General features: G+C 42.1%; 23 protein-coding genes. 22 read left to right on the top strand and 1 reads right to left on the bottom strand.

What is annotated here, in order from left to right:
• The first annotated feature begins 10 nt into the window (after positions 1-10).
• From AB685_RS30135 to AB685_RS04455, 3 genes are all read left to right on the top strand, one after another.
• Positions 11-175, top strand: coding sequence for a YvrJ family protein (locus AB685_RS30135; protein WP_082153495.1), 165 nt, complete (start codon positions 11-13; stop codon positions 173-175).
• Between the two features lie 245 nt (positions 176-420).
• Positions 421-1,491: an undecaprenyldiphospho-muramoylpentapeptide beta-N-acetylglucosaminyltransferase gene (locus tag AB685_RS04460; RefSeq protein ID WP_047969744.1), complete on the top strand. Its 1,071-nt coding sequence runs from the start codon at positions 421-423 to the stop codon at positions 1,489-1,491.
• A gap of 159 nt (positions 1,492-1,650) precedes the next feature.
• Positions 1,651-2,706, top strand: coding sequence for a hypothetical protein (locus AB685_RS04455; RefSeq protein WP_047969298.1), 1,056 nt, complete (start codon positions 1,651-1,653; stop codon positions 2,704-2,706).
• A gap of 85 nt (positions 2,707-2,791) precedes the next feature.
• Here AB685_RS04455 and AB685_RS31660 read toward each other — a convergent pair whose 3' ends face one another.
• The gene (locus tag AB685_RS31660) at positions 2,792-2,944 is read right to left on the bottom strand and encodes a hypothetical protein (RefSeq protein WP_198530451.1); all 153 of its coding nucleotides are present in this window, start codon (positions 2,942-2,944) and stop codon (positions 2,792-2,794) included.
• A gap of 487 nt (positions 2,945-3,431) precedes the next feature.
• On the opposite strand from AB685_RS31660, the gene AB685_RS04450 reads away from it, so the two are divergent.
• From AB685_RS04450 to comGF, 19 genes are all read left to right on the top strand, one after another.
• The gene (locus AB685_RS04450) at positions 3,432-4,700 is read left to right on the top strand and encodes an ATP-binding protein (protein ID WP_047969297.1); all 1,269 of its coding nucleotides are present in this window, start codon (positions 3,432-3,434) and stop codon (positions 4,698-4,700) included.
• A 269-nt stretch (positions 4,701-4,969) separates the two neighbouring features.
• Positions 4,970-6,262: a SidA/IucD/PvdA family monooxygenase gene (locus AB685_RS04445; protein ID WP_047969296.1), complete on the top strand. Its 1,293-nt coding sequence runs from the start codon at positions 4,970-4,972 to the stop codon at positions 6,260-6,262.
• Between the two features lie 78 nt (positions 6,263-6,340).
• The gene (locus AB685_RS04440; RefSeq protein WP_047969295.1) at positions 6,341-6,856 is read left to right on the top strand and encodes a type 1 glutamine amidotransferase domain-containing protein; all 516 of its coding nucleotides are present in this window, start codon (positions 6,341-6,343) and stop codon (positions 6,854-6,856) included.
• 369 nt (positions 6,857-7,225) lie between these two features.
• Positions 7,226-8,050, top strand: coding sequence for a M55 family metallopeptidase (locus AB685_RS04435; RefSeq protein ID WP_047969294.1), 825 nt, complete (start codon positions 7,226-7,228; stop codon positions 8,048-8,050).
• A 280-nt stretch (positions 8,051-8,330) separates the two neighbouring features.
• Positions 8,331-9,263 carry an ABC transporter permease gene (locus AB685_RS04430; protein ID WP_047969293.1) on the top strand — a complete coding sequence of 311 codons (933 nt, stop codon included), beginning with the start codon at positions 8,331-8,333 and terminating at the stop codon, positions 9,261-9,263.
• A gap of 1 nt (position 9,264) precedes the next feature.
• Entirely contained in the window at positions 9,265-10,215 is a 951-nt protein-coding gene (locus tag AB685_RS04425; RefSeq protein ID WP_047969292.1) for an ABC transporter permease, read from the top strand.
• 8 nt (positions 10,216-10,223) lie between these two features.
• Complete coding sequence (locus tag AB685_RS04420; protein WP_047969291.1) at positions 10,224-11,234, top strand: ABC transporter ATP-binding protein; 1,011 nt, start codon at positions 10,224-10,226, stop codon at positions 11,232-11,234.
• A gap of 114 nt (positions 11,235-11,348) precedes the next feature.
• Complete coding sequence (locus AB685_RS04415) at positions 11,349-12,980, top strand: peptide ABC transporter substrate-binding protein (RefSeq protein WP_047969290.1); 1,632 nt, start codon at positions 11,349-11,351, stop codon at positions 12,978-12,980.
• A 135-nt stretch (positions 12,981-13,115) separates the two neighbouring features.
• Complete coding sequence (locus AB685_RS04410) at positions 13,116-14,036, top strand: LD-carboxypeptidase (RefSeq protein ID WP_047969289.1); 921 nt, start codon at positions 13,116-13,118, stop codon at positions 14,034-14,036.
• Positions 14,037-14,050: 14 nt separating this feature from the next.
• The gene (locus AB685_RS04405) at positions 14,051-15,151 is read left to right on the top strand and encodes a dipeptide epimerase (protein ID WP_047969288.1); all 1,101 of its coding nucleotides are present in this window, start codon (positions 14,051-14,053) and stop codon (positions 15,149-15,151) included.
• On the top strand, positions 15,144-16,073 hold the full coding sequence (locus AB685_RS04400; protein ID WP_277814268.1) for a C40 family peptidase: 930 nt from the start codon (positions 15,144-15,146) through the stop codon (positions 16,071-16,073). The genes AB685_RS04405 and AB685_RS04400 overlap by 8 nt, the downstream gene beginning before the upstream one ends.
• Before the next feature lie 2 nt (positions 16,074-16,075).
• Positions 16,076-17,095, top strand: coding sequence for an oligopeptide/dipeptide ABC transporter ATP-binding protein (locus tag AB685_RS04395; RefSeq protein ID WP_047969286.1), 1,020 nt, complete (start codon positions 16,076-16,078; stop codon positions 17,093-17,095).
• Complete coding sequence (locus tag AB685_RS04390; RefSeq protein ID WP_053073722.1) at positions 17,082-17,906, top strand: serine hydrolase; 825 nt, start codon at positions 17,082-17,084, stop codon at positions 17,904-17,906. Before AB685_RS04395 ends, AB685_RS04390 begins: the two co-directional genes overlap by 14 nt.
• Positions 17,907-18,580: 674 nt before the next feature.
• Positions 18,581-19,648 carry a competence type IV pilus ATPase ComGA gene (comGA, locus tag AB685_RS04385; protein ID WP_047969285.1) on the top strand — a complete coding sequence of 356 codons (1,068 nt, stop codon included), beginning with the start codon at positions 18,581-18,583 and terminating at the stop codon, positions 19,646-19,648.
• Entirely contained in the window at positions 19,635-20,672 is a 1,038-nt protein-coding gene (gene comGB, locus AB685_RS04380) for a competence type IV pilus assembly protein ComGB (protein WP_082153494.1), read from the top strand. The genes comGA and comGB overlap by 14 nt, the downstream gene beginning before the upstream one ends.
• On the top strand, positions 20,673-21,011 hold the full coding sequence (gene comGC / locus AB685_RS04375) for a competence type IV pilus major pilin ComGC (RefSeq protein ID WP_047969283.1): 339 nt from the start codon (positions 20,673-20,675) through the stop codon (positions 21,009-21,011).
• Positions 21,004-21,456 carry a competence type IV pilus minor pilin ComGD gene (comGD, locus tag AB685_RS30840; protein WP_128755796.1) on the top strand — a complete coding sequence of 151 codons (453 nt, stop codon included), beginning with the start codon at positions 21,004-21,006 and terminating at the stop codon, positions 21,454-21,456. The genes comGC and comGD overlap by 8 nt, the downstream gene beginning before the upstream one ends.
• Positions 21,440-21,775 (top strand): type II secretion system protein, encoded by a 336-nt coding sequence (locus tag AB685_RS04365; protein ID WP_157860696.1) that lies wholly within the window; start codon positions 21,440-21,442, stop codon positions 21,773-21,775. Before comGD ends, AB685_RS04365 begins: the two co-directional genes overlap by 17 nt.
• A complete protein-coding gene (comGF, locus tag AB685_RS04360; protein ID WP_053073721.1) occupies positions 21,759-22,205 on the top strand; it encodes a competence type IV pilus minor pilin ComGF in 447 nt (148 codons plus the stop codon). The genes AB685_RS04365 and comGF overlap by 17 nt, the downstream gene beginning before the upstream one ends.
• The last annotated feature ends 26 nt before the right edge of the window (positions 22,206-22,231 follow it).

The raw sequence follows: 22,231 nt of genomic DNA, 5'->3' as shown, positions 1-22,231 counted from the left end.
GGAATAGCATATGGACCAGTGGTGGACATGGATAAGCGAAGTAGGGTTCCCGATTGTGGTCACGTTTTACTTGTTGCATCGCATCGAACAAAAGTTGGAGAATGTAACTAAATCGTTGCAACAGCTTCCCTATCAATTATCTAAACAGTCACTGCCTTCAAGGGGAATAAAATAATTGTGGAATTAACACATATATTTTATCTTTTACAAATGAAAATATAGGAAGAGGGAGGGCTAATGAACAGGAAAATAGTTCATTAGCCTGTTTTTTTATAGGTTGGTTGTGTTAACGTCAAAGAATGAATACATTTGGTTGTACCAAGCTGCCAAAAATTAAAGGTAACAATAAAATTTTTGCCTTTCTACCATATTTCGATAATAATATAGAGTAGAGAGAATGACATGAAGGATGATGATACCATGACTAACAAAAAGATCGTGTTCACAGGCGGAGGCTCCGCAGGCCACGTCACACCAAATATCGCAATCATGAACAAATTGAAGGCGACAGGTTGGGATATTACATATATCGGTTCCAGAAATGGAATTGAGGAAGAAATTATAGGTAATGAGAAGATACCTTTCCGTGGAATATCTAGTGGAAAGCTACGTCGATATTTTGACTGGAAGAACTTCTCTGATCCTTTGCGCATCATTAAGGGTGCAATGGAGGCATTGTTTATCTTAAAAAAAGAAAAGCCGAGCGTCGTTTTCTCCAAAGGTGGATTTGTTACGGTACCTGTTGTGATGGCTGCCAAAATGCTGAAAATACCGGTTATCATTCATGAATCGGATATAACACCTGGGCTTGCAAATAAAATCGCCACAAAGTTTGCGACAAAAGTTTTTGTTACATTTGATGAAACCTTAAAGCACTTTCCAGCGGATAAAGTCCTTTTTACAGGATCTCCTATCAGAGAAGAGTTGTTTGCTGGAAAAGAGCAGGAAGGTAGGGCTTTGCTCGGATTTCATGAGAAAAAACCGATTCTGACAATTATGGGTGGAAGCCTCGGTGCAAAAAAAATCAATGAAACCCTACGTCAGATCTTGAATGAATTAACGGAGCAGTTCCAGATTGTTCATATTTGTGGCAAAGGGAATGTGGACAGTTCTCTTCAAGGTGTAAAAGGCTATAAACAGTTTGAATATATCAATCAACAACTTCCGGATGTGCTTGCCGCATCAGAATATATTATCTCGCGGGCAGGAGCTAACTCTATATTTGAATTTCTTGCATTGCGCAAGCCGATGTTGTTGATTCCACTTTCCCGCAATGCTAGTAGGGGAGACCAGATTTTGAATGCACAGTCCTTCGAGAAAAAAGGATTTGCTAAGGTTTTATTTGAGGAAGAATTAACAAGTGAAACATTGCGTAATCAACTGGAATCTCTAAAAGCGGATAAAGAACAACTTAAAAGTAAGATGTCTCAAGATAGTGCGCCAAACACATTGGATATCATTCTGCAAGAAATCATGAAAGCTACAAAATAGTTCAAAGAAAGCAATCTATTTGACTAGGTTGCTTTTTCTGTTTTCCATAATCATCTCAAGTGCCATCAAAAGGGACTTTTTTGTAAGTAAAATTTCCCATTTGGGGTAAACTAAAGTAATAATGATTCCTATCAAAACGAAAGAAAGAGGCCGAATACGATGAAAAAACAAACATTAAAATTGTTCACCATAACACTCATAGGATTTGTCATCATCATATCAGTCCTTTTATATTTCTTTTCTGAACGATTTACCCGCTCTTGGCTGCCAATTGATAATGGATTTGGAGAGACTGTCACTTTGTCGCCGGATGACCAATCTATTGTATTCCCGTTCTATCAAAGTGGGGACGGAGCACTTTATAAGGCCAATGTAGATGGAAGCGATGTAAATCAATTGACGTTTCCAAGACAGGCGGAGAGTCATGTGCATCCAAGATACTCTTCAAATGGAGAGAAAATACTCTTTCTTTCACAAGAAAAAGGGGAAGGAACATTAAAGCAATCCTTATATATCATGAAGAGTGATGGAAGTAATCTGGTCAGGCTATCAGAAGATGATGAGCTTATTACTGACGCAGTATTTTCCGAAGATGACCAATCTATCTACTATTTCGCAGCGCAAAACTACTTAGAAGGGGACGACTTGGATGCTGGACCGGCTAACATCGATCTATATTCCATTTCTGCTACAGGAGAAAATAAAGAACGGCTTACTCACGATGAAAGTATAAAGAAGAGAAGTCTTTCCCTTGCCGAAGATGGCACTAAGCTTGGTTTTGTGGAATGGAGCTTGGATGAAGAGGATGGTCTGACTTCTTCATTTGTCATAATGGATACCAAATCAATTGAAAAAGAGTACATTAACCCAAACTTCGAGTTTGAAAAAAATATAATCTATAGTGCAAAATTATCGCCTGAAGGTGACATTGTAGCTTTCTCAGCAGCAAGTGAAAATCCTCGTAAGAAATCTCAATTTATTTACGAAATGTACAAGATGGACACGGCTGGAAAAGAAGTGCAACCACTAACAAGCTTTCGCACATTGATTACAGAACCGGTATTTTTCCGTGAAAAGAACCGGGTATTGTTTATTCAAGATCAGAGCTGGCTTAGAGGCAAGCCGAATTATAAGCTGTGGGCGGTGGACATTGACGGGGAACAGATTCAGTCAATTACTTTACAGATGCCACAATTCTCCGGGACAATTCTCTAAATGGAGGAACAGTCGAACTAAAATAAAAAGCTGGGCCCAAGTCCATTTGACAAGGGCCCAGCTTCCTTTTTAGAGAAACTACCTTTTATTGAAGCATTGGCAGTAAGTAGCTAATGATGAACCAGATAATTCCAAAAAATATGATCAGATAAGCAGTATATTTAATAAAAGTGGATGCAACCATTCCTCTATCTTCTTTTGTCTCCCTTTTTTCTACTCTAACATCCTTATCTTCCATGTTAATACCTCCTGGAGATTTCTTTATTTACCGAATATATACCCTTTTGATTGCGGCATAAACATAATTCATTCTTGTGAAAAGAAAGCGCTATACTACAAAAGTAAGTAGAAATCTTGGTTCAGGAAAGTGTATAATGGAAAAACGGTATAATTCAGTAAAAACATGAACAACTTTCCCAAGTGGGACTTTGTATCTATATCAAGAATAAAAAGATATAATAATATAAGGCTCTTTTCTGAAAGAATGTTGCTATTCACCAGTAAAAAGTCGGCAATTGGACTTTTTAACGCTTATCTACTCTAAACTAGGCATGCAGTCTATCCCGTATAGCCAAGAAAAGAGCACGATAGCAAGGAATATAACGGTTGGTTTATAAATACGATAAAGCAACAAAGTTTACGAAAACAGCCTAATTATAAACAAACAAAGTGATGTTTAATTTCTCAATGAAAAAATGATTTTTAAAGATGTATGAGGTATTTTTATGAAAAAGAAATGGCTTAAGTTAATACCTTTAATCTATCTGTTATTTGGAATTGTATGGGTAGCCCTTACGGATTATTGGTTATATGTCTTAAAACAAAATAACTATTTCGTTATAGCGGAATATATCAATTTACTGAAAGGCTGGCTGTTTATTCTCATTACAACAATATTGTTGTATATGATGCTGAAGAAACACGAGGCACTGAAAGAACTGGAACAAAAGGAACAGGAACTTTCCACACTGATAAATAACATGCCTGATTTTGTCTGTTTCAAGGATGGAGAGGGCAGGTGGCTTCAGACTAATGACTATGGCCTGGCACTCTATGATTTACAGGCGGTCGATTATAAAGGAAAGACGGATCTGGAGCTGGCTGAGTACTCGCCTTATTTTAAAGAAGCATTTGAATACTGTACAGAAACTGACAGACAGACATGGGAGGAAGGTAAGTCCACCCGTGCGGAAGAGTCATTCTGTTTGGCGGATGGAGAATGGAAGACGTTTGATGTAATTAAAGTACCGTTATTCCAAGTGGATGGGCGCAGGAGAGCGCTTGTTACTATTGGTAGGGATATTTCCTCCTTGAAAAAGACGGAACAGCTGCTGGTCACCAAAGAAAAGCTATCAGTTGTAGGGGAATTATCCGCAGGTATTGCCCATGAAATAAAAAATCCATTGACTTCAATTAAAGGTTTTATTCAACTAATTCAAAAGACCGGAAAAACAAACCAGCATCATGTAGAGTTGGTGCTGTCCGAAATTGATAGAATCAATGAAATCGTCACGGAACTGCTGGTGCTCTCCAAGCCACAAAATAAAGAACTCACTCTTATTCCAATTTTGGACATCGTTCAATATGTTATTAACCTGGTAGGTAACGAAGCCCGTAGTAATAATATCACCATAGTAATAAACAATATGGAAGAGGATATGTTGATAAGAGGGGATAAAAACAATCTTAAGCAGGTATTCATAAACCTTATCAAAAATTCGATGGAGGCAATGCCAGCAGGTGGAAAAATAGAAATAAGCGGAGGGCATGATCCTGTTGAAGGTGTGAATGTCAAAATCAAAGATGGCGGAACTGGTATCAGCTATTCCAATCTTGAAAAACTTGGAGATCCCTTCTTTACATCAAAGGAAAAAGGGATGGGGCTTGGCTTGACAATTACCAAAAAAATTATACAGGAACATAAAGGGCAGCTGAAAATTGAAAGTGAAGAAGGCAACGGAACAACGGTCACTATCGTCTTACCAACTCAGTAAAAATGTGCGTTTGATAGAAGATGGATGTCCAAGCAGTTCATAGATTTATGCATAAAATATATCGTGTACAGCTTCCTTCTCCTTTCGTACACACGGGATAATTTGGACAGAGATTCTTCTCTGTCCTTTTTTCGTGCGTTCTATATAATCAACAGTTGATCAAAGATGATAGATTTCATGACAGCCTTTATAAAATGGGGAAGTAATTTTCGGAAATAAGGGTAATAAGGGTATAAATAAGACATTATAGATATAAATGGGGGAGTAAGATGTCAGAAAGTAGAATGTTTGACCTTATTGGAATAGGGGTTGGCCCTTTTAATTTAGGATTGGCGGCATTGATGGATGATCAGCCGAATATTACGTCCATCTTCTTTGATAAAGAGGAAGAATTCAATTGGCATCCCGGTATGCTTATTGAACAGTCCGATTTGCAAGTTCCCTTCATCGCAGATTTGGTTACATTTGCAGACCCGACAAGCAAATACAGTTTTCTGAACTATGTACATAAACAGAACAGATTGTTCCAATTTTTCTTTTATCGTCGCTTTGATATTCCGAGAAGAGAATATAACCTATATGCAAAGTGGGTCTCAGAGAAACTTCGGAACTGCCGATTTCAATCAGAGGTAGTGGCAGTTTCCTATGATGGCGATACCTATGAAGTAAAGGTGAAGCAAACAGCGACAAAGGAAGTCTTTACTTATCTTGCAAAGCATCTTGTTGTTGGGACGGGAAGTGTCCCGTTTATACCAGATAGCATTGAAAAAAGTGAACACGTGGTGCATACGAGTGAATATTTGCGAGATGCAAAAACTATCAAAGATTCCACATCAGTCATTGTCGTAGGCTCCGGTCAGAGTGCGGCAGAGGTATTCTATGAACTACTGGAAGACCAGAAACACAATCAATATTCCCTTACATGGTACACACGGTCCGCCATTTTTTCTCAACTAGAAAGTGCGAAACTTGGTCAGGAAGTGTTTTCACCAGATTATGTACACTATTTTCATGGACTTTCATACGAAAAGCGTAAAGAAGCCTTGGAAAGATTGGATTCGGTCCGCAATGGAGTGGATAAAGAAACGTTAATCAAGATCTATGACCTTCTATATAACCGTTCTGTCGAAGGGCGAGACAGAAAAATTACCATCCAGCCCCTAACTGAAGTGAATTCCATAAAGGAGGAAAACGGCTCCTTGATCGTGTCCTGTAAGCAATGGGAAAAAGAAGAGGAGTTTAAGGTCCATGCGGATAAAGTGGTGCTCGCAACTGGCTACAAGCCTCATATTCCCCAGTGGATCTGGGATAAAAAAGATGAAATCGTATGGGAGAGTGAAAAAGAATTTAAAGTTGATGAGAAGTTTAGGTTGGTCTGGAAGGAAGAAAAGAAGAATCACCTTTATATCTCCACCAACCTGGAACATTCACATGGTACCGCAGCCACCAATTTAAGCTTGGCAGTCATGCGAAATCAAACGATTATCAATGATTTGGCAGGTAGGGAGGTTTATCCTATTCAGAAGGATACCATTTTTCAGCAATTCATGCCCGATGTTTAACGGGACGTTTAGTTTGTCTGATGACGGGTATTTTAATTTATGTAACTTCAACAAATATAAAGAAGGAGTCGTTCTATAATGAGTAAAAAAATCGCAGTACTATTAACCAATGAATTTGAAGACTCAGAGTACACGGAGCCTGCCAAAGCCTTTGAGGAGGCCGGTCACCAGCTGACGGTGATTGAGAAGTCCAAGGGGGAAACCGTCAAAGGAAAAACAGATGGAGTGCAGGTTACCACTGACGCAGGAATTGATGATGTCAGCCCTAAGGATTTCGACGCATTACTGATTCCGGGAGGATTCTCACCTGATATTCTCAGAGCGGACGACCGATTTGTTTCGTTTACGAAAGCATTCATGGATGACAGGAAACCGGTTTTTGCCATCTGCCATGGTCCCCAATTACTTATCACGGCAGAAGCTCTTAAAGGACGAGATATTACAGGATTTACATCCATCAAGGTCGATCTGCAAAATGCAGGGGCACATTTCCACGACAAGGAAGTGGTGGTATGCCATGACCAACTGGTTTCTAGTAGAACCCCAGATGACATTCCAGCATTTATCAGAGAGTCGCTGAAACTTTTGAAATAGAAATGTAATAATAAGGCTCTTTTCTCAAAAAAGCAACAAAGTTTACGAAAACAACCAATAATAATAAGTTGAAAGATCCAGTAAAGGAGTAAAACTCCAACCTGGATCTTTTTTTGTGAAACAAAATTCCAAAATATACTAAAAAGTTTTATTGGAATACGTTTTTTCTATAGGCCAATTTATAATATTTATCCATAATTTCGTATAAAAATAGTTGACTATTTCGAATAATACTTGGTTTCATTAGGGTTTTTTACATATATATAAATAGTGTGAATAATTAGACTCATATTTTCCTAGTTTGATTGAATCATAAACATAATACTGTTATAATATTAAGAAAATTGTAACACGAAAGGAGGGAAATGGATGAATTTATATATTTCGGTGGATATGGAAGGGATTAGTGGTCTGGTAGATCATACCCATGTCGATTCAAGACTACATAACTATGAGCGTGGTCGTAAAATAATGACACAGGAAGCGAATGCGGTCGTGACCACAGCTTTTGAAAAAGGATTCAAGGAGGTTGTTGTAAATGACAGCCATTCAAAAATGAATAACATACTGATTGAGGACCTGCATCCCGATACCAAGTTAATCACAGGTGATGTGAAACCGTTCTCCATGGTGCAGGGATTGGATGAAAGCTTTGATGCTGCTATTTTTGTCGGATATCATGCTAGGGCTTCCATGAAAGGAGTCATGACCCACTCTATGATTTTCGGTGTGAGAAATATGTACATTAATGATGTGCAAGTTGGAGAATTAGGGTTTAATGCCTATGTAGCAGGTTATTATGGAGTACCTGTAATCATGGTGGCTGGAGATGACCAGACAGCATTGGAGGCGGAAAGTCTCATTCCTGGCATACATTGTGCGGTGGTAAAGGAGGCAGCATCACGGTCCGCTGCGAAATCATTGACTCCGATCAAAGCGCAAGAGCTTATTAAAGAACAGACCTCCAAGGCATTGGATGACATACATACTGTTAAACCGTTAGTACCACCTGATCACCCGACGCTTCGCATTGAGTTTGCTAATTACGGCCAAGCGGAATATGCAAACCTTATGCCCGGAACGGAAATAGAGCCTGGGACAACCATTGTCAGGTTTCAGGCCAAAGATATCAAAGAAGCCTATCAAGCTATGCTTGTGATGACAGAATTGGCGATGAGAACGACTTTTTGCTGATAAATTTTTTTGGAAATTACATAAGGCTGTTTAACAAAGTTTGTTCCTTTTAGAAAAATATAAAAAACGAGTGGATTGGAGCGGAAGGCACTCGACTCCGGCGGGAGGTAGCGGTAGACTTGAGACCCCTGAAGCGTTGTGAGGAGGCTCAAGCATCGCCCCGCGGAAAGCGAGTGACTGCAGCGAAAAGGAACGGTCAAACTTTATAGTCAATAACAACAATCTTTTAGAAAACAGCCTTACATAAAAACCCTATAGTGAAGAAAGTGTGAGTGGGAGAATGGGAACTTTTATAGCAAAACGATTACTAGCAATGCTCATAACTTTATGGGTCATCATCACATTGACCTTCTTCTTGATGCATGCCATACCGGGTTCACCACTTAATGAAGAGCGCTCCACAAGTGATGTGGTACAGCGTAACCTGGAAGCGCACTATCATTTGGACAAGCCGATACCTGTGCAATATGTGATGTATTTAAAGACATTAGCCACATTGGACTTTGGACCATCTATCAAACAGCCGTCCCAGACGGTAAATGATATGTTGGGGCGAGGCTTTCCGATTTCGTTCGAACTAGGCATGATTACCTTGGCGATTGCAGTTATTTCAGGAATCTTTTTAGGAGTGATTGCTGCACTGAAACGAAACGGTGTTATTGATTATATGGCCATGACATTTGCTGTGTTCGGGATATCCATTCCGAACTTTGTCCTTGCAACAATGCTCATACAGCAGATTGCAGTTACTTGGGGCTTGCTCCCGCCTGCCACTTGGTCGAGCTGGAAGCATATGATTTTGCCTACATTAGCACTTGCAACCGGACCGATGGCGATCATTGCGAGATTAACAAGGTCAAGCATGATGGAAGTACTGACGCAAGATTACATACGAACTGCGAAAGCAAAGGGGTTATCCCCTGTGAAAATAGTATTTAAGCACGCGCTTAGAAATGCGTTGCTGCCGGTAGTCACAATCTTGGGGACTCTTGCCGCAGGAATTTTGACCGGGACGTTTGTTATCGAGAAGATCTTTGCCATTCCAGGCATGGGGAAATACTTCGTAGAAAGCATCAATACTCGTGATTATCCGGTCATAATGGGTACGACGGTATTTTATAGTGCTTTCTTGATCATGATGCTTTTTCTTGTAGATATTGCTTATGGGATATTAGACCCTCGGATCAAGCTTTATAAAAAGGAGGGGAACTGATATGGCACATCGTAAACTTCAAGAAAATCAGTCGAACACTGTCCCTGATGAATGGTTCACCCCCGTTGATAAAAATAAGGGAGAGGCAGAAGCTGTTGTTCGACCGAGCCTTTCCTATTGGCAGGATGCTTGGCGCAGGCTCGTTAAGAATAAATTGGCAATGGCAGGGCTGGTCTTTCTGATCTTCTTGACCATCATGGCCATCTTCGGTCCGATCTTTTCCTCACACAGTGTAACGCAGACAAATCTGCCCAATCAGAACCAGTCGCCGTCATCGACCCATCTTTTCGGTACGGATGAGCTGGGGAGAGATGTTTTCACGCGTACCTGGTATGGTGCAAGAATCTCCTTATTTGTCGGTTTAATGGCCGCATTGATTGATTTTATCATCGGTGTTATCTACGGGGGGATTGCCGGCTATAAAGGCGGCAGAACTGATAATGCGATGATGCGTGTGGTGGAAGTATTATACGGCCTTCCTTATCTACTAGTCGTGATTTTATTAATGGTAGTAATGGGACCTGGCTTACTGACCATCATCATTGCCCTTACCGTAACCGGATGGGTCGGTATGGCCAGGATAGTAAGGGGACAAGTATTGCAAATAAAAAATTATGAGTTTGTGCTTGCATCCAAAACATTTGGAACGAAGACAGCTCGGATTATCAGAAAAAATCTCCTTCCAAATACGATGGGACCCATTATTGTTCAAATGACATTGACGGTTCCAGCAGCAATCTTTGCGGAAGCATTTTTAAGCTTTCTGGGTCTAGGGGTACAAGCTCCTTATGCTAGTTGGGGTGTAATGGCCAATGATGGATTGTCTACAATCATTTCCGGTCATTGGTGGCGCTTATTCTTCCCGGCATTCTTCATCTCCATGACCATGTTTGCGTTTAACGTGCTTGGAGACGGCTTACAAGACGCACTAGATCCAAAGCTGAGGAGGTAAGTGACATCATGGAAAAAGTACTACAAGTAAAAGACTTACATGTTTCCTTTACAACATACGGAGGGGAAGTAAAGGCTGTCCGCGGCGTAAGTTTTGACCTTCATAAAGGGGAAACGCTTGCAATCGTAGGGGAGTCAGGTTGCGGGAAAAGTGTAACGTCCCAAAGTATCATGCGTTTGATTCCAGAACCGCCAGGCCGTATTACCCAAGGGTCGGTCCTTTTTAAAGGCAAAGATCTCACGAAAGTGTCCGAGCCGGAAATGAGAAAAATTCGTGGTGCGGATATTTCAATGATTTTCCAAGATCCGATGACAGCGTTGAATCCTACGCTAACAGTCGGGGATCAGATTATGGAGGGGATTATCCAACATAAGAAGGTATCCAAAGCGGAAGCGAAAAAACAGGCTATTGAAATGCTGAACCTTGTGGGGATTCCAAGTCCGACAGAACGTCTGAAGCAATATCCGCACCAGTTCAGTGGAGGCATGAGGCAACGTATTGTCATTGCGATGTCCCTTGTCTGCCAGCCGGAAGTGTTGATTGCAGACGAACCGACAACAGCACTCGATGTGACGATTCAAGCTCAGATCTTAAATCTTTTCAAAGATATTCAAAAGAAAACAGGGGTTTCCATCATCATTATCACGCATGACCTTGGAGTGGTAGCACAAGTGGCGGATCGTGTCGCTGTTATGTATGCGGGAAGAATCGTGGAATCCGGAAACAGAAGAGAAATCTTCTACAGGGGAGAGCACCCATATACGAAGGGATTATTAAATTCTGTCCCGCGTCTTGATTTGGAAGATGAAGAGCTAGTACCTATTGTCGGCTCTCCTCCCGATCTGTTTTCGCCACCGATAGGATGTGCATTTGCAGCAAGATGCGATTATGCCATGGAGGTTTGTGAGCGCGTATATCCGATGAAGACGACCTTGTCTGAGGAACATCATGTAGATTGCTGGCTTCAGGACCCAAGAGCCCCTAAACCAGTAAAAACAGTGATTTCTACTATAAGGTAAGACTTATAGTGAAATAGAGTTTGTATACAGATGCCCTAGCTGTTGATAGAAGCCCAGTGCGGAAATCAACAGCGGCGTCTTACAATTTCAAATATGAAAAAGGGGGAGTAACACATGAAAAAGGTAATGTCATTACTAATGGCGGCAATGCTAATATTTGTACTTGCAGCATGTACGGCAAGCAACAATGCAGGCACCGACACGAGCGAAGGCTCAAACAACAACGATAACGCATCAGGAGAAAAGGTCCTTCGACTGAACAACGGATCTGAACCGACTTCATTAGATCCGCCAATCGGCTTTGACTCTTATTCCTGGAACGCCTTAAACAACCTGATGGAAGGATTGACTCGCTTGAATGACGAGCACCTGCCTCAAGAAGCTACTGCTGAGAAATGGGATGTTTCCGAAGATGGAAAAACGTACACGTTCTACATTCGTGACAATGCAAAATGGTCCAATGGGGATGCTGTAACTGCAGGTGACTTCGAATTTGCCTGGAAGCGTCTTTTAAACCCTGACACAGCATCTCCTGCTGCATTCCTTGGTTACTTTATCGAGGGTGGAGAAGCATTTAACAACGGTGAAGGCTCTGCTGATGACGTGAAGGTAACGGCAGTTGACGAAAAAACGTTGGAAGTTACACTTGTAGCTCCACAAACATATTTCTTGAGTGTTATCACAAACCCGGCCTTCTTCCCGATCAATGAGAAGGTAGCTACAGAAAATCCTGAATGGTTTACAGAAGCAGAGTCCTTTGTAGGTAATGGACCATTCAACCTGGATGAGTGGGAGCATGAAAGCCACTTTGTTATGGCAAAGAACGACCAATATTGGGATGCTGACGCAGTGAAACTTGATAAAGTTCACTGGGCAATGGTGAATGATTCCAATACGGAATACCAAATGTACCAAACAGGGGACCTGGATACTTCAGGAGTTCCTGCTGATGTTAGTGAGAAGTTATTCGACGAAGGGAAAGTAAATGTTGGGGAGCAAGCGGGAACATACTTCTTCCGTTTCGGTGTGGATCAAGAGCCATTCCAAAATGCCAACATCCGTAAAGCATTCGCAATGGCTGTAAACCAGCAAGATATTGTCGACTATATTACAAAAAGAGATGAAGAACCTGCAAAAGGTTTTGTTTCCGCTGGATTTACTGATCCATCCGGCAATGACTTCCGCGAAACAAACGGAGACCTTGTAACTTTTAATGCAGAAGAAGCAAAAACGCTACTGGAAAAAGGGATGGAAGAAGAAGGGTATGAAACATTACCTGAAGTAACGTTGACGTATAACACAAGTGATGAGCATAAGCGTATTGCTGAAACACTTCAACAAATGTTTAAAGACAATTTGGGAGTAGATGTGAAGCTTGCAAACATGGAATGGAACGTATTCCTTGATGCGCAGAGAAACCTTGAATTCCAATTCTCCCGCAGCTCTTTCTTGGCTGACTATGCAGATCCAATTAACTTCCTGGAGAATTTCCAGACTGGTCATTCTATGAACCGTACTGGCTGGACAAATTCCAAATATGATGAACTGATCCAAAATGCTCTTAACGAGGCAGATGAAGCAAAACGATTTGAGTACATGTATGATGCGGAAAAGGTATTATTTGAAGAAATGCCGATCATTCCATTGTATTTCTACAACCACGTTTACCTTCAAAATGAAGCGGTAAAAGGAATCGTCCGTCACCCGGTTGGCTACATCGAGCTTAAATGGGCGGACAAAGAGTAATAGAACAATAGAGCTTGAACTGGAGAAGGGTGTTCACTGAACACCCTTTTCATTGAAATAGAATACATATTGAGCAAGCATGACCATACATATACATATTTTGACGGAAACTTTACAGGAGAGGAGTGGCGAAGAATGAAGCCACTACGTTTGAAAAAAGGAGACACGGTTGGCGTCATCGCACCTGCAAGTCCCCCTAAACAGGAAAAGCTGAAACTAGCATTACCTTTTTTAGAAGAAGAACTAGGCTTGAAAATTAAGATGGGCAAGTATGTGGATGCTCCATACGGCTACCTTGCGTCCAAGGATGAGGAGAAACTGGAAGATCTTCATGCGATGTTTCTTGATAAAGAAGTAAAGGCAATTTTCTGTGCGTGTGGCGGATTTGGAACAGCAAGAATCGCCTCCGCCATAGATTATGACATTATTAAAAATAACCCCAAGATCTTTTGGGGGTACAGCGATATCACTTTTTTACATCAGGCATTCTATCAACAGGCTGATTTAACTTCTTTCCATGGTCCGATGCTGAGCTCGGATATCGGACTTGATAGCATCCACCCTCTATCAAAAGCCTATTTTCAGCAGCTGTTTTACCCAACTGAAATAGTTTATACAGAAGAACTTTCCCAACTTGGTGTGATGAACGAGGGCGTTGCAACCGGAGAGTTGGTTGGCGGAAACCTAACCTTGCTTGTGAGTTCGCTTGGTACCCCTTTTGAATTGCAGACCAAAGGAAAGATCCTCTTTTTTGAAGACATTGACGAACAACCTTACAAAGTGGACAGAATGCTCAACCAGCTGAAAATGGCAGGGAAATTCGCGGATGCAGAAGGAATTGTCATCGGCAATTTCCATAACTGTGTACCGGATGAAGGGAAAGCCTCATTGACCTTGGAGGAGGTCATCACTCAGCATGTAAAAGATGCAGGCAAACCGACCATGAGCGGCTTCCAATTCGGGCACTGCTCTCCAAACATCGCCATTCCGCATGGAGCGAAAGCGGAACTCAATACTTACAACAAGAAATTAACCATTCAAGCCGGAGTGGAATGAAAGGAGCGGGAAGCATGAACATACAACAAGTCGAAACTTTTCGTACCACAGTGCCTCTTACCAAACCATTTAAGACGGCGTTGCGTACGGTGTATGTTGCAGAAGCGATAGTAGTGAAAATCACCTGTGACAATGGAATGATAGGATGGGGAGAAGCGCCACCAACCCATGTGATCACGGGTGACAGCCTGGATAGTGTGGAATACGCCATTCAACAAATTTTCAAACCAATTCTACTAAACGAAAATCTTCTGAACTATGAGCCTCTAATGCAAAAATTACATAAATCCCTTGTACGCAATTTCAGTGCAAAGGCTGCGGTGGATATGGCAATCTATGACTGTTTGGCCCAGCAAAGTAGGCTTCCTCTTTATCAATATTTGGGAGGGGCCAAAAGCCAGCTTGAAACCGACTTCACGGTCAGTGTCAATTCCCCGAAGGAAATGGGGGAGGACGCATTGCTTTATCTAGAAAGAGGTTTCCAAGTACTCAAGGTAAAAGTCGGAAAAGACGATATGGCAAATGATATTGCTAGAATAAGAGAAATCAGGAACCGGGTGGGAGATTCTGTAGAAATTCGACTTGATGCCAACCAGGGTTGGACCGCCAAGGAAGCAATACGTGGCATTCGTAAGATGGAAGACTTGGGATTGAACATTGAACTTGTGGAACAGCCGGTTATCGCGCACGATATGGAAGGTTTGAAACAAGTAACAGATGAAGTGGAGACCCCAATCATGGCGGATGAGAGTGTCTTTACAGCCGAACAGGCACTTCAGGTGCTCAAAACGCGCAGTGCAGACCTGATCAATATCAAGCTTATGAAGTCAGGGGGCATTTTCCAGGCGGAGAAGATTAATAGTATCGCGGAAGCCTTCGGAGTCGAATGCATGGTAGGAAGCATGATTGAAACAAGGCTTGGCATCACGGCTGCAGCACATTTTGCCGCCAGTAAAAGCAATATCACACGATATGATTTCGATGCCCCACTCATGCTGGCCGAGGATATCGTAAAAGGCGGAATCATTTATAACGGACGTATTATAAGCTTCCCGGATGCCCATGGATTAGGAATCAGTAATGTACAAGTCAAAGGAGGAGTCAGCATTGAGTAAATATGTCATAAACGTACCGGTAGCCACCATCTGGACATCTTACGATTCAGCAAGAAAGCTGGATGAAAAGGCCACATCCAATCCAACTGATATCAGGAGCTGGTTGGATTCGCTTAATTTTGAAACAAGTTTGGAGCTCTGTGATGCCAACCTCATCCAGTCTCAGCTGCTTTACGGTCAGGAGGTTCTCGTTCTGGAAGAAAAAGAAGACTACTATCATATTATTGCCTTGACCCAGGGCTCATCCAAGGATGAGAGGGGATATCCGGGCTGGGTACCGAAATGTCAGATTACGGAAGTAACAGACTGGAAGCTTACGGATGGGTGTCCTGTGGCAGTGGTGACGAGCAACCTTGCTCCTTTATTTTCCACAACGGGTGAGAAAGAGTTGCTGGAGCTTAGCTTTCAAACCATTTTGCCAGTGCTGGAAAGAAGAGAGGGCACGGTAAAGGTCACCCTTCCGGATGGAACGGCAGGAGTACTGCGAGCTAGTGATAGTTCTGTCTACGATGGTCTATCCGCCATACCGAAGGGTTCTGGAGCAGACATCGTCCGGACTGGTGAAAGATTCCTCGACCTCCCATATTTATGGGGTGGTATGAGTGGATATGGCATGGATTGTTCTGGCTTCAGTTACACGATGTGCAAAGCAAACGGTTATATCATTCCGCGAGATGCCCATGACCAGGCAAAAGAGGGAGTGGAAGTGCCGTTGGATGCCTTGGAGCCTGGGGATCTTCTGTTCTTTGCTTATGAAGAAGGAAAGGGAAAACTCCACCACGTAGGAATCTACTATGGTGACGGCAAGCTTTTACACTCACCAAAAACAGGCAAGGATATTGAAATCCTTCCTATGGAAAACACCATCTATGAAAAAGAACTATGTGCAGCAAGAAGGTACTGGCAGAAGGACGGGGAATAAACATGCAAAAGAAACTACTTCAAGTGAAAAATCTGCAGAAATATTTTTTTCTGGGAAAAAATCAAACCCTGAAAGCGGTAGACAATGTCTCATTTGATATATATAAGGGAGAAACCTTTGGCCTTGTGGGAGAGTCCGGATGTGGGAAATCGACCACCGGACGGACCATCATCGGCCTTTATGGAAAAACATCAGGTGAAGTGAGTTTTAACGAGAAGGACGTCCATAACCTCACCGAAAAAGAGAAATTTGCCTTCCACCGGAACATGCAAATGATCTTTCAGGATCCCTATGCATCTCTAAATCCACGCTCCACGGTTAAAGAGATCATTTCCGAACCGATGGAAGTGCATGGAATCTATAAAAATAACAAAGAACGTACAGAACGTGTCTATCAGCTATTGGAGGATGTGGGTCTAAACCGCGAGCATGCTAACCGTTACCCGCATGAATTCAGTGGAGGACAAAGGCAGCGAATCGGAATTGCCCGTGCCTTGGCCTTGAATCCGGATTTTATCATAGCCGATGAACCGATTTCGGCATTGGATGTATCCGTACAGGCACAGGTAGTCAACTTGATGAAAAGATTACAGAAAGAAAAAGGATTGACCTATCTGTTTATCGCCCACGACCTATCCATGGTCAAACATATCAGTGATCGGATAGGAGTCATGTACCTCGGAAAAATGATGGAGCTGACCGAAAGCAAGGCTCTTTATAAAAAGCCTCTGCATCCATACACACAAGCCTTACTATCCGCGATACCTATACCGGACCCGGATGTAGAAGACAAGCGGGAAAGACAAATCGTTCAAGGAGAGATACCAAGCCCGATCAACCCACCTAGCGGCTGTGTATTTCGCACTCGCTGCCCACATGCGATGGAAGCCTGCAGCCAAACAGTGCCCCAGTGGCAGGAAGTAGAGGAAAGCCATTATGTGGCATGCCATTTATATAATGAAAAGATTGTCGGACCTGATAAGGTAAGGGAAATGGTGGCAAGTGCGCATGATGGAAACTGATACTCGGTTGTTGGAGTTGAAGAAACGTGTCCAGGGAGTGGTGGATTCCACTGCCGGGCACGTTAGTTTTGTGTTGGAGGACGATGGCGGGCGGCGGCTTGAGATGGATGCCGATGCTCAGAAAAAGGCGGCAAGTCTGATAAAGATACCTATATTGATGGCGGCATTTAAACAGGTGGAGTCAGGGGAATTGAAACTTACTGACAGGTTTTCGATAGAGGTAGAGGGGCGTGTCGGTGGAGCTGGTGTTATTCAATTTATGGATAGCGGGACAACTTTCACATTACGGGACTTGTTGACGTTGATGATCGTTGTATCAGATAATATCGCGACTAATAAGGTTTTAGACATTATCGGGATGGATGCTGTGGGCGAGTTCTGTGCGGAGCAAGGATTGAGCAGGACGAGACTTGAAAGAAAGATGATGGACTTTGAAGCGGTTGACGCAGGGTTAGAAAACAGGACAAGTGCTAGGGATATGCTGGCGTGTCTGAAGCTTCTGCATTTTGAAGGGGGCAAGACGGCTGCGTTCTCAGATGTGAGCAGGCAAAAGATGTTGAGTATTCTTGGTGGTCAGCAGCTCTTGGATAAGCTTCCGTTTTATATGGATCTTGATTCGGTGAAGGTTGCCAACAAAACAGGGGAGCTTCCAGGTGTCGAGCATGACTGCGGGATTGTTTCCTTTGGGGCGAAGAAGCTGATGGTAGCAGTGCTTGTCGATAACTTGTTTGATAACTCTATTGGCAAAAGGACTATTCAGGAGATTGGCAGATTAGTTGAGGAATATTTGAGAGGGAACAGGTCTTTCTGATTCCAAGGTGGGGTCCCTTCTTGCTCTTGTTGGGTTAGCGATGAATTCCTTTTAGTTTGAGCTGTAATTCTAGTGAAAGTTGTAACCTTTACTAATTACAAGCGATTTATATATCGCTTACTAATGAAAATGCGGTTCATACCATAAGAAGAGTCGATAATTTGCTCAGAAGGAGGGTGTTTACTAGAAGATAAGCCTCTTGTATTATACCCTTGGTGGGTATGTGGGATGTTTATTCAGCGATTTTTAAAATAATCCAGCGTTTCTGTAGATTATTCAGCGTTTATTTCTATAATCCAGCGAAAATCTAATTATTTCAGCGTTTCTTATCCATAATCCGGCGAAAAGAAAAATTGAGTGTAAGATTAATTCCATATACCCCTTCCTCTAATTTCCGAAGATCATTAAAGAAAACTGAATTTTTTTAAAAAAATAAAAAAACTTGCAGGAATCTGTCAATCCATGTAGAAAAACTTAGAGGCAGGAAATTTTTCAGAAAGGATTCTCTCAAGAACCAGTACCCAGTGACACTGTACCCAGTGACCTGCAACCTTAACATCATGTACCCCTGCATCCTCTACAACCACTATTTCAACAGCATCAAAGCCTCACTGGCCACCCAATCAGCTCACTCTCCCACCCAAAAAACAAACCAACACAAAATGAGGTGACAAATGAATATTGAAAAAAAGTGCGAAGAGATTGTTCGCCAAGCAGTACGTTTACGGGTATCTGATATCCACATCAAGCCTCTTGAAACGTTCGCCAAAGTATTGTTCCGTCTGGACCATTACCTCTATGATCAAGAAGAGCTCCCACTAGAAATCTATGAAAGAATGCTATCCCACCTTAAATTCCAAGCCGAAATGGATATAGGTGAAACAAGAAAACCCCAAAATGGCGCCTTGAGCCTTCATGTTGACTCCAAGCAAATTAACCTACGACTCTCGACCTTACCTACAGTGAACCAGGAAAGTCTGGTCATTCGGATCCTACCGCAGGATGACAGCCAACTCCCATTAAAACATTTATCTCTATTCCCGAACTCTACGAGAAAGCTTTTCTCATTAATGAAGCATTCCCATGGACTTGTTTTGTTCACTGGACCGACCGGCTCAGGCAAAACTACCACTTTGTATTCCATTCTGGAAGAATCAAAGGGGATGCTGCAACGGAATATCATTACGCTTGAGGATCCGGTGGAGCGGAGAAGCAGAAATGTTCTACAAGTACAGGTGAATGAAAAAGCAGGGATAACCTACGCTGCGGGATTAAAGGCGATACTCAGACATGACCCGGACATTATCATGGTCGGGGAGATTAGGGATGAAGAAACAGCGAAGATTGCCATAAGGGCATCGTTAACTGGTCATTTGGTGTTAAGTACTTTGCATACGAGGGATGCAAAAGGGGCGGTTCATCGCCTGTTGGAGTTCGGAGTCACTCAACAGGAGCTAGAACAAACACTGATAGCAATTTCGGCACAGAGGCTTGTGGAGTTGAAATGTCCATATTGCAAGGAGGAATGCACATCTTTCTGCAGGAAATACAGGCATCACCGATTGGCGAGTGTTTATGAACTTTTATATGGTCGGGAGCTGTCAAAGGTGATGGAAGAGTGTAAAGGGGCGAACGTGGAGCTATGCTATCCGACTCTGAAAGAAGTGATTAAAAAGGGAATTGCGCTGGGGTTTATTCACCAAATGGAATATGAAAAATGGGTGACAGATGGGAAAGGCTAGTAAGGGGTGGTCACTTAAGGTACAGGAGGATTTCCTGAAAAGGATGGGAGATCTCTATCAAAATGGATACTCTCTCCTGGAAGCCCTGGAGTTGATGAGCATCCACTTTGAAGCGGATAAGAAGAAAAGGCTGCTTGAGGCTATACAAGAGTTGAAAAAAGGGTACAGTGTCCATCGAGTGCTGGAAGGCCTTCAATTTCATCAAGATATTTTGTCCTTGTTGTTCTTTTCCCAGAAACATGGAAACCTCGGACAGGCCTTCCGGTCAGCTGGAGCGCTAATTGAACGAAAAAGGTATTACCGAAATAAAATCATCTCCATTCTTAGGTATCCAATCCTGCTCATATTTCTCGTGATTATTATGCTTGTTTTCGTACAAATAGTTCTTCTTCCCCAATTTCATCTACTGTTTTCGCAAATGAACATCACCTTGAGTCCAGTCATCTCCATCTTCTTCTTTTTGGTTGTCCATATTCCTATCGTACTGATGTGGGGGGCATTCTTTTTCATTGCAGTCTATTTCTTCTTGAAAATCTATGAAAAAAGATTATTGCCTTCCCAAAAGGTGAACCTGCTGATGAAGATACCTTTCGTCAAAACCTTTCTCTCTCTTCATTATTCTCACTATTTTACGCAACAGCTTAGTAGCTTGCTTTTAAGCGGGTTAACCATAAACGAATCCATTTCTGTATTCGAGCAACAACAATATCAACCATTTTTCCATACAAAAGCGAAAGAATTTCGTGACCGGCTTGTGGAAGGGGAGAAATTGGAGGAATTGGTGGAAAGTGAAAAGGTATTTGTAGGCGGATTGGCGGTAGTAATTGTCCATGGGCAGAAGAATGGAAAATTGGGACAGGAGCTCGAGCAGTACAGCAAGCTTCTGTTGGTGAAGATGCAGGAAAAAAGCGAGAGACTATTGGGAAGAATGCAACCAGTTTTGTTCCTGGGAGTAGGAGCATTTGTGTTTTTGTTATATTTGTGTATTTTCATTCCGATGTTTCAATTATTAGGAGGAGTATAAATGAGAAAATTTTTAAAGAATGAACGTGGATTTACGTTGGTGGAAATGCTGTTGGTCATGCTGGTTATCACTGTGTTGCTGTTGATCATGATTCCGAATGTAACAAAAAATACAAGCGTCATCGGGGATAAAGGCTGTGAGGCGCTGCTAAGCATGGTTGATGCCCAAATACAAACCTACCGATTGGATACAGGCAGCGAGCCAGAATCCATCGATGATCTGAAGTCGCCAGAATATCTTGAAGACCGGTTCGATGATGATACTGGTACATTGAATTGCCCAAATGGAAATATAATTACCATTGTCGATAACAAAGCTACGTCAGGTGACGGTGAGTAGATATAATAGCACCGGTGGCCACACACTGCTCGAGTCACTGCTTGTCCTCTCCATAGTCTCCGTCATTCTATCTGTAACCGTCCTGAAACTGTCGACCACTCAAGAAAAGCACATTGGAGACCAGTTTAGCGAACAATTGAGCAATGACCTCTTGTTCGCACAGCAATATGCACTTAGTACAAAGAGCAGTGTCTATATCATCTTTACCCCGAAAGAAAACTATTACCGAATACGACAAGGCACCTTTCAGATTAATGAACTTGTGCACAGAGATTACCATCCCACAATTAGAATAGACACCCGCACCATGGGGGAACGGATTACTTACCATGGAAATGGTAGCATTACAAAATCGGGTGCAATCGGGATCTATGTGGATGGAAAGGAATATTATCAATATGTCTTCACATTGGGAAAAGGGCGCTTTTATGTGGAGAGGTTGTAAAGGATTCACCTTAGTGGAGGTGTTGGCAGCGTTGGTTGTTTGGATGATGATCGCGTCTGTACTTCTTCCGGGTCTAATAAAAATTAATCAAGAGCGAAAAGGGTTTATTTTAGAGCAACAGGCAAGGTTCTTATTAACGCTGGAACTGGAAAACATTCGAACAGAAAAAGAGATGTTTACACCGAAAACGATCAATAAAGGCGGCATTATGTATTCACTATCACTATTAGAAGAAGACGAACCAACTAAGCTGTGTGTAAACTATACAGATTATAAGTTATTGGTGAAGGAAAGGTGTGTATATGTCCGCTATCCGTAAAGATGAGGGATTTACACTTTTGGAAGTGCTCGTCTGTTTTTCCCTCATTTTAATCCTAACAGCATTCTTTCCACTTTTAATAAAAAATCTTTTTCTCCTTACCCAAAAAGGAGAGGGAATCCATCCTCTTGAGCTGGAGGTTTTTATTCAACAGGCCACAAGGGAAGTGAGGAATGCCAAAACGGTTTCAGTGGATGGGGTGGCTTTGGTAATTATCAATGAGGCAGACCAACGGGTGACCTATGAATACTATCAGCAAAAATTAAGACGGAGAGTAAATGGTACCGGACACGAACTACTACTTCATAATGTTCAAAGTGTTCTATTTGAGAAAACCGCAAATGGAGCAATATTTAAGGTGAAAGGGAGAGACCATGTTACTCATGAATTCAGAATCAGTGCAATTCCAGACCAGTGGTTTTCAGAGTAGGAGGGAGAAAGGGTACATCTTTCCCG

The organism is Bacillus sp. LL01, assembly GCF_001037965.1.
This window is presented reverse-complemented; position numbering and strand designations above follow the sequence as displayed.

Bases quoted from the DNA above. Each gene is read 5' to 3' on its own strand.
- comGA (WP_047969285.1), top strand. From the start codon at position 18,581: ATGAATATTGAAAAAAAGTGCGAAGAGATTGTTCGCCAAGCAGTACGT.
- comGC (WP_047969283.1), top strand. From the start codon at position 20,673: ATGAGAAAATTTTTAAAGAATGAACGTGGATTTACGTTGGTGGAAATG.
- comGB (WP_082153494.1), top strand. From the start codon at position 19,635: ATGGGAAAGGCTAGTAAGGGGTGGTCACTTAAGGTACAGGAGGATTTC.
- AB685_RS04455 (WP_047969298.1), top strand. From the start codon at position 1,651: ATGAAAAAACAAACATTAAAATTGTTCACCATAACACTCATAGGATTT.
- AB685_RS04445 (WP_047969296.1), top strand. From the start codon at position 4,970: ATGTCAGAAAGTAGAATGTTTGACCTTATTGGAATAGGGGTTGGCCCT.
- AB685_RS04405 (WP_047969288.1), top strand. From the start codon at position 14,051: ATGAACATACAACAAGTCGAAACTTTTCGTACCACAGTGCCTCTTACC.
- AB685_RS04415 (WP_047969290.1), top strand. From the start codon at position 11,349: ATGAAAAAGGTAATGTCATTACTAATGGCGGCAATGCTAATATTTGTA.
- AB685_RS04460 (WP_047969744.1), top strand. From the start codon at position 421: ATGACTAACAAAAAGATCGTGTTCACAGGCGGAGGCTCCGCAGGCCAC.
- AB685_RS04430 (WP_047969293.1), top strand. From the start codon at position 8,331: ATGGGAACTTTTATAGCAAAACGATTACTAGCAATGCTCATAACTTTA.
- AB685_RS04440 (WP_047969295.1), top strand. From the start codon at position 6,341: ATGAGTAAAAAAATCGCAGTACTATTAACCAATGAATTTGAAGACTCA.
- AB685_RS04365 (WP_157860696.1), top strand. From the start codon at position 21,440: ATGTGGAGAGGTTGTAAAGGATTCACCTTAGTGGAGGTGTTGGCAGCG.
- AB685_RS04390 (WP_053073722.1), top strand. From the start codon at position 17,082: ATGATGGAAACTGATACTCGGTTGTTGGAGTTGAAGAAACGTGTCCAG.
- comGF (WP_053073721.1), top strand. From the start codon at position 21,759: ATGTCCGCTATCCGTAAAGATGAGGGATTTACACTTTTGGAAGTGCTC.
- AB685_RS04425 (WP_047969292.1), top strand. From the start codon at position 9,265: ATGGCACATCGTAAACTTCAAGAAAATCAGTCGAACACTGTCCCTGAT.
- AB685_RS04420 (WP_047969291.1), top strand. From the start codon at position 10,224: ATGGAAAAAGTACTACAAGTAAAAGACTTACATGTTTCCTTTACAACA.
- AB685_RS31660 (WP_198530451.1), bottom strand. From the start codon at position 2,944: ATGGAAGATAAGGATGTTAGAGTAGAAAAAAGGGAGACAAAAGAAGAT.
- AB685_RS04435 (WP_047969294.1), top strand. From the start codon at position 7,226: ATGAATTTATATATTTCGGTGGATATGGAAGGGATTAGTGGTCTGGTA.
- AB685_RS30135 (WP_082153495.1), top strand. From the start codon at position 11: ATGGACCAGTGGTGGACATGGATAAGCGAAGTAGGGTTCCCGATTGTG.
- AB685_RS04450 (WP_047969297.1), top strand. From the start codon at position 3,432: ATGAAAAAGAAATGGCTTAAGTTAATACCTTTAATCTATCTGTTATTT.
- AB685_RS04395 (WP_047969286.1), top strand. From the start codon at position 16,076: ATGCAAAAGAAACTACTTCAAGTGAAAAATCTGCAGAAATATTTTTTT.
- AB685_RS04410 (WP_047969289.1), top strand. From the start codon at position 13,116: ATGAAGCCACTACGTTTGAAAAAAGGAGACACGGTTGGCGTCATCGCA.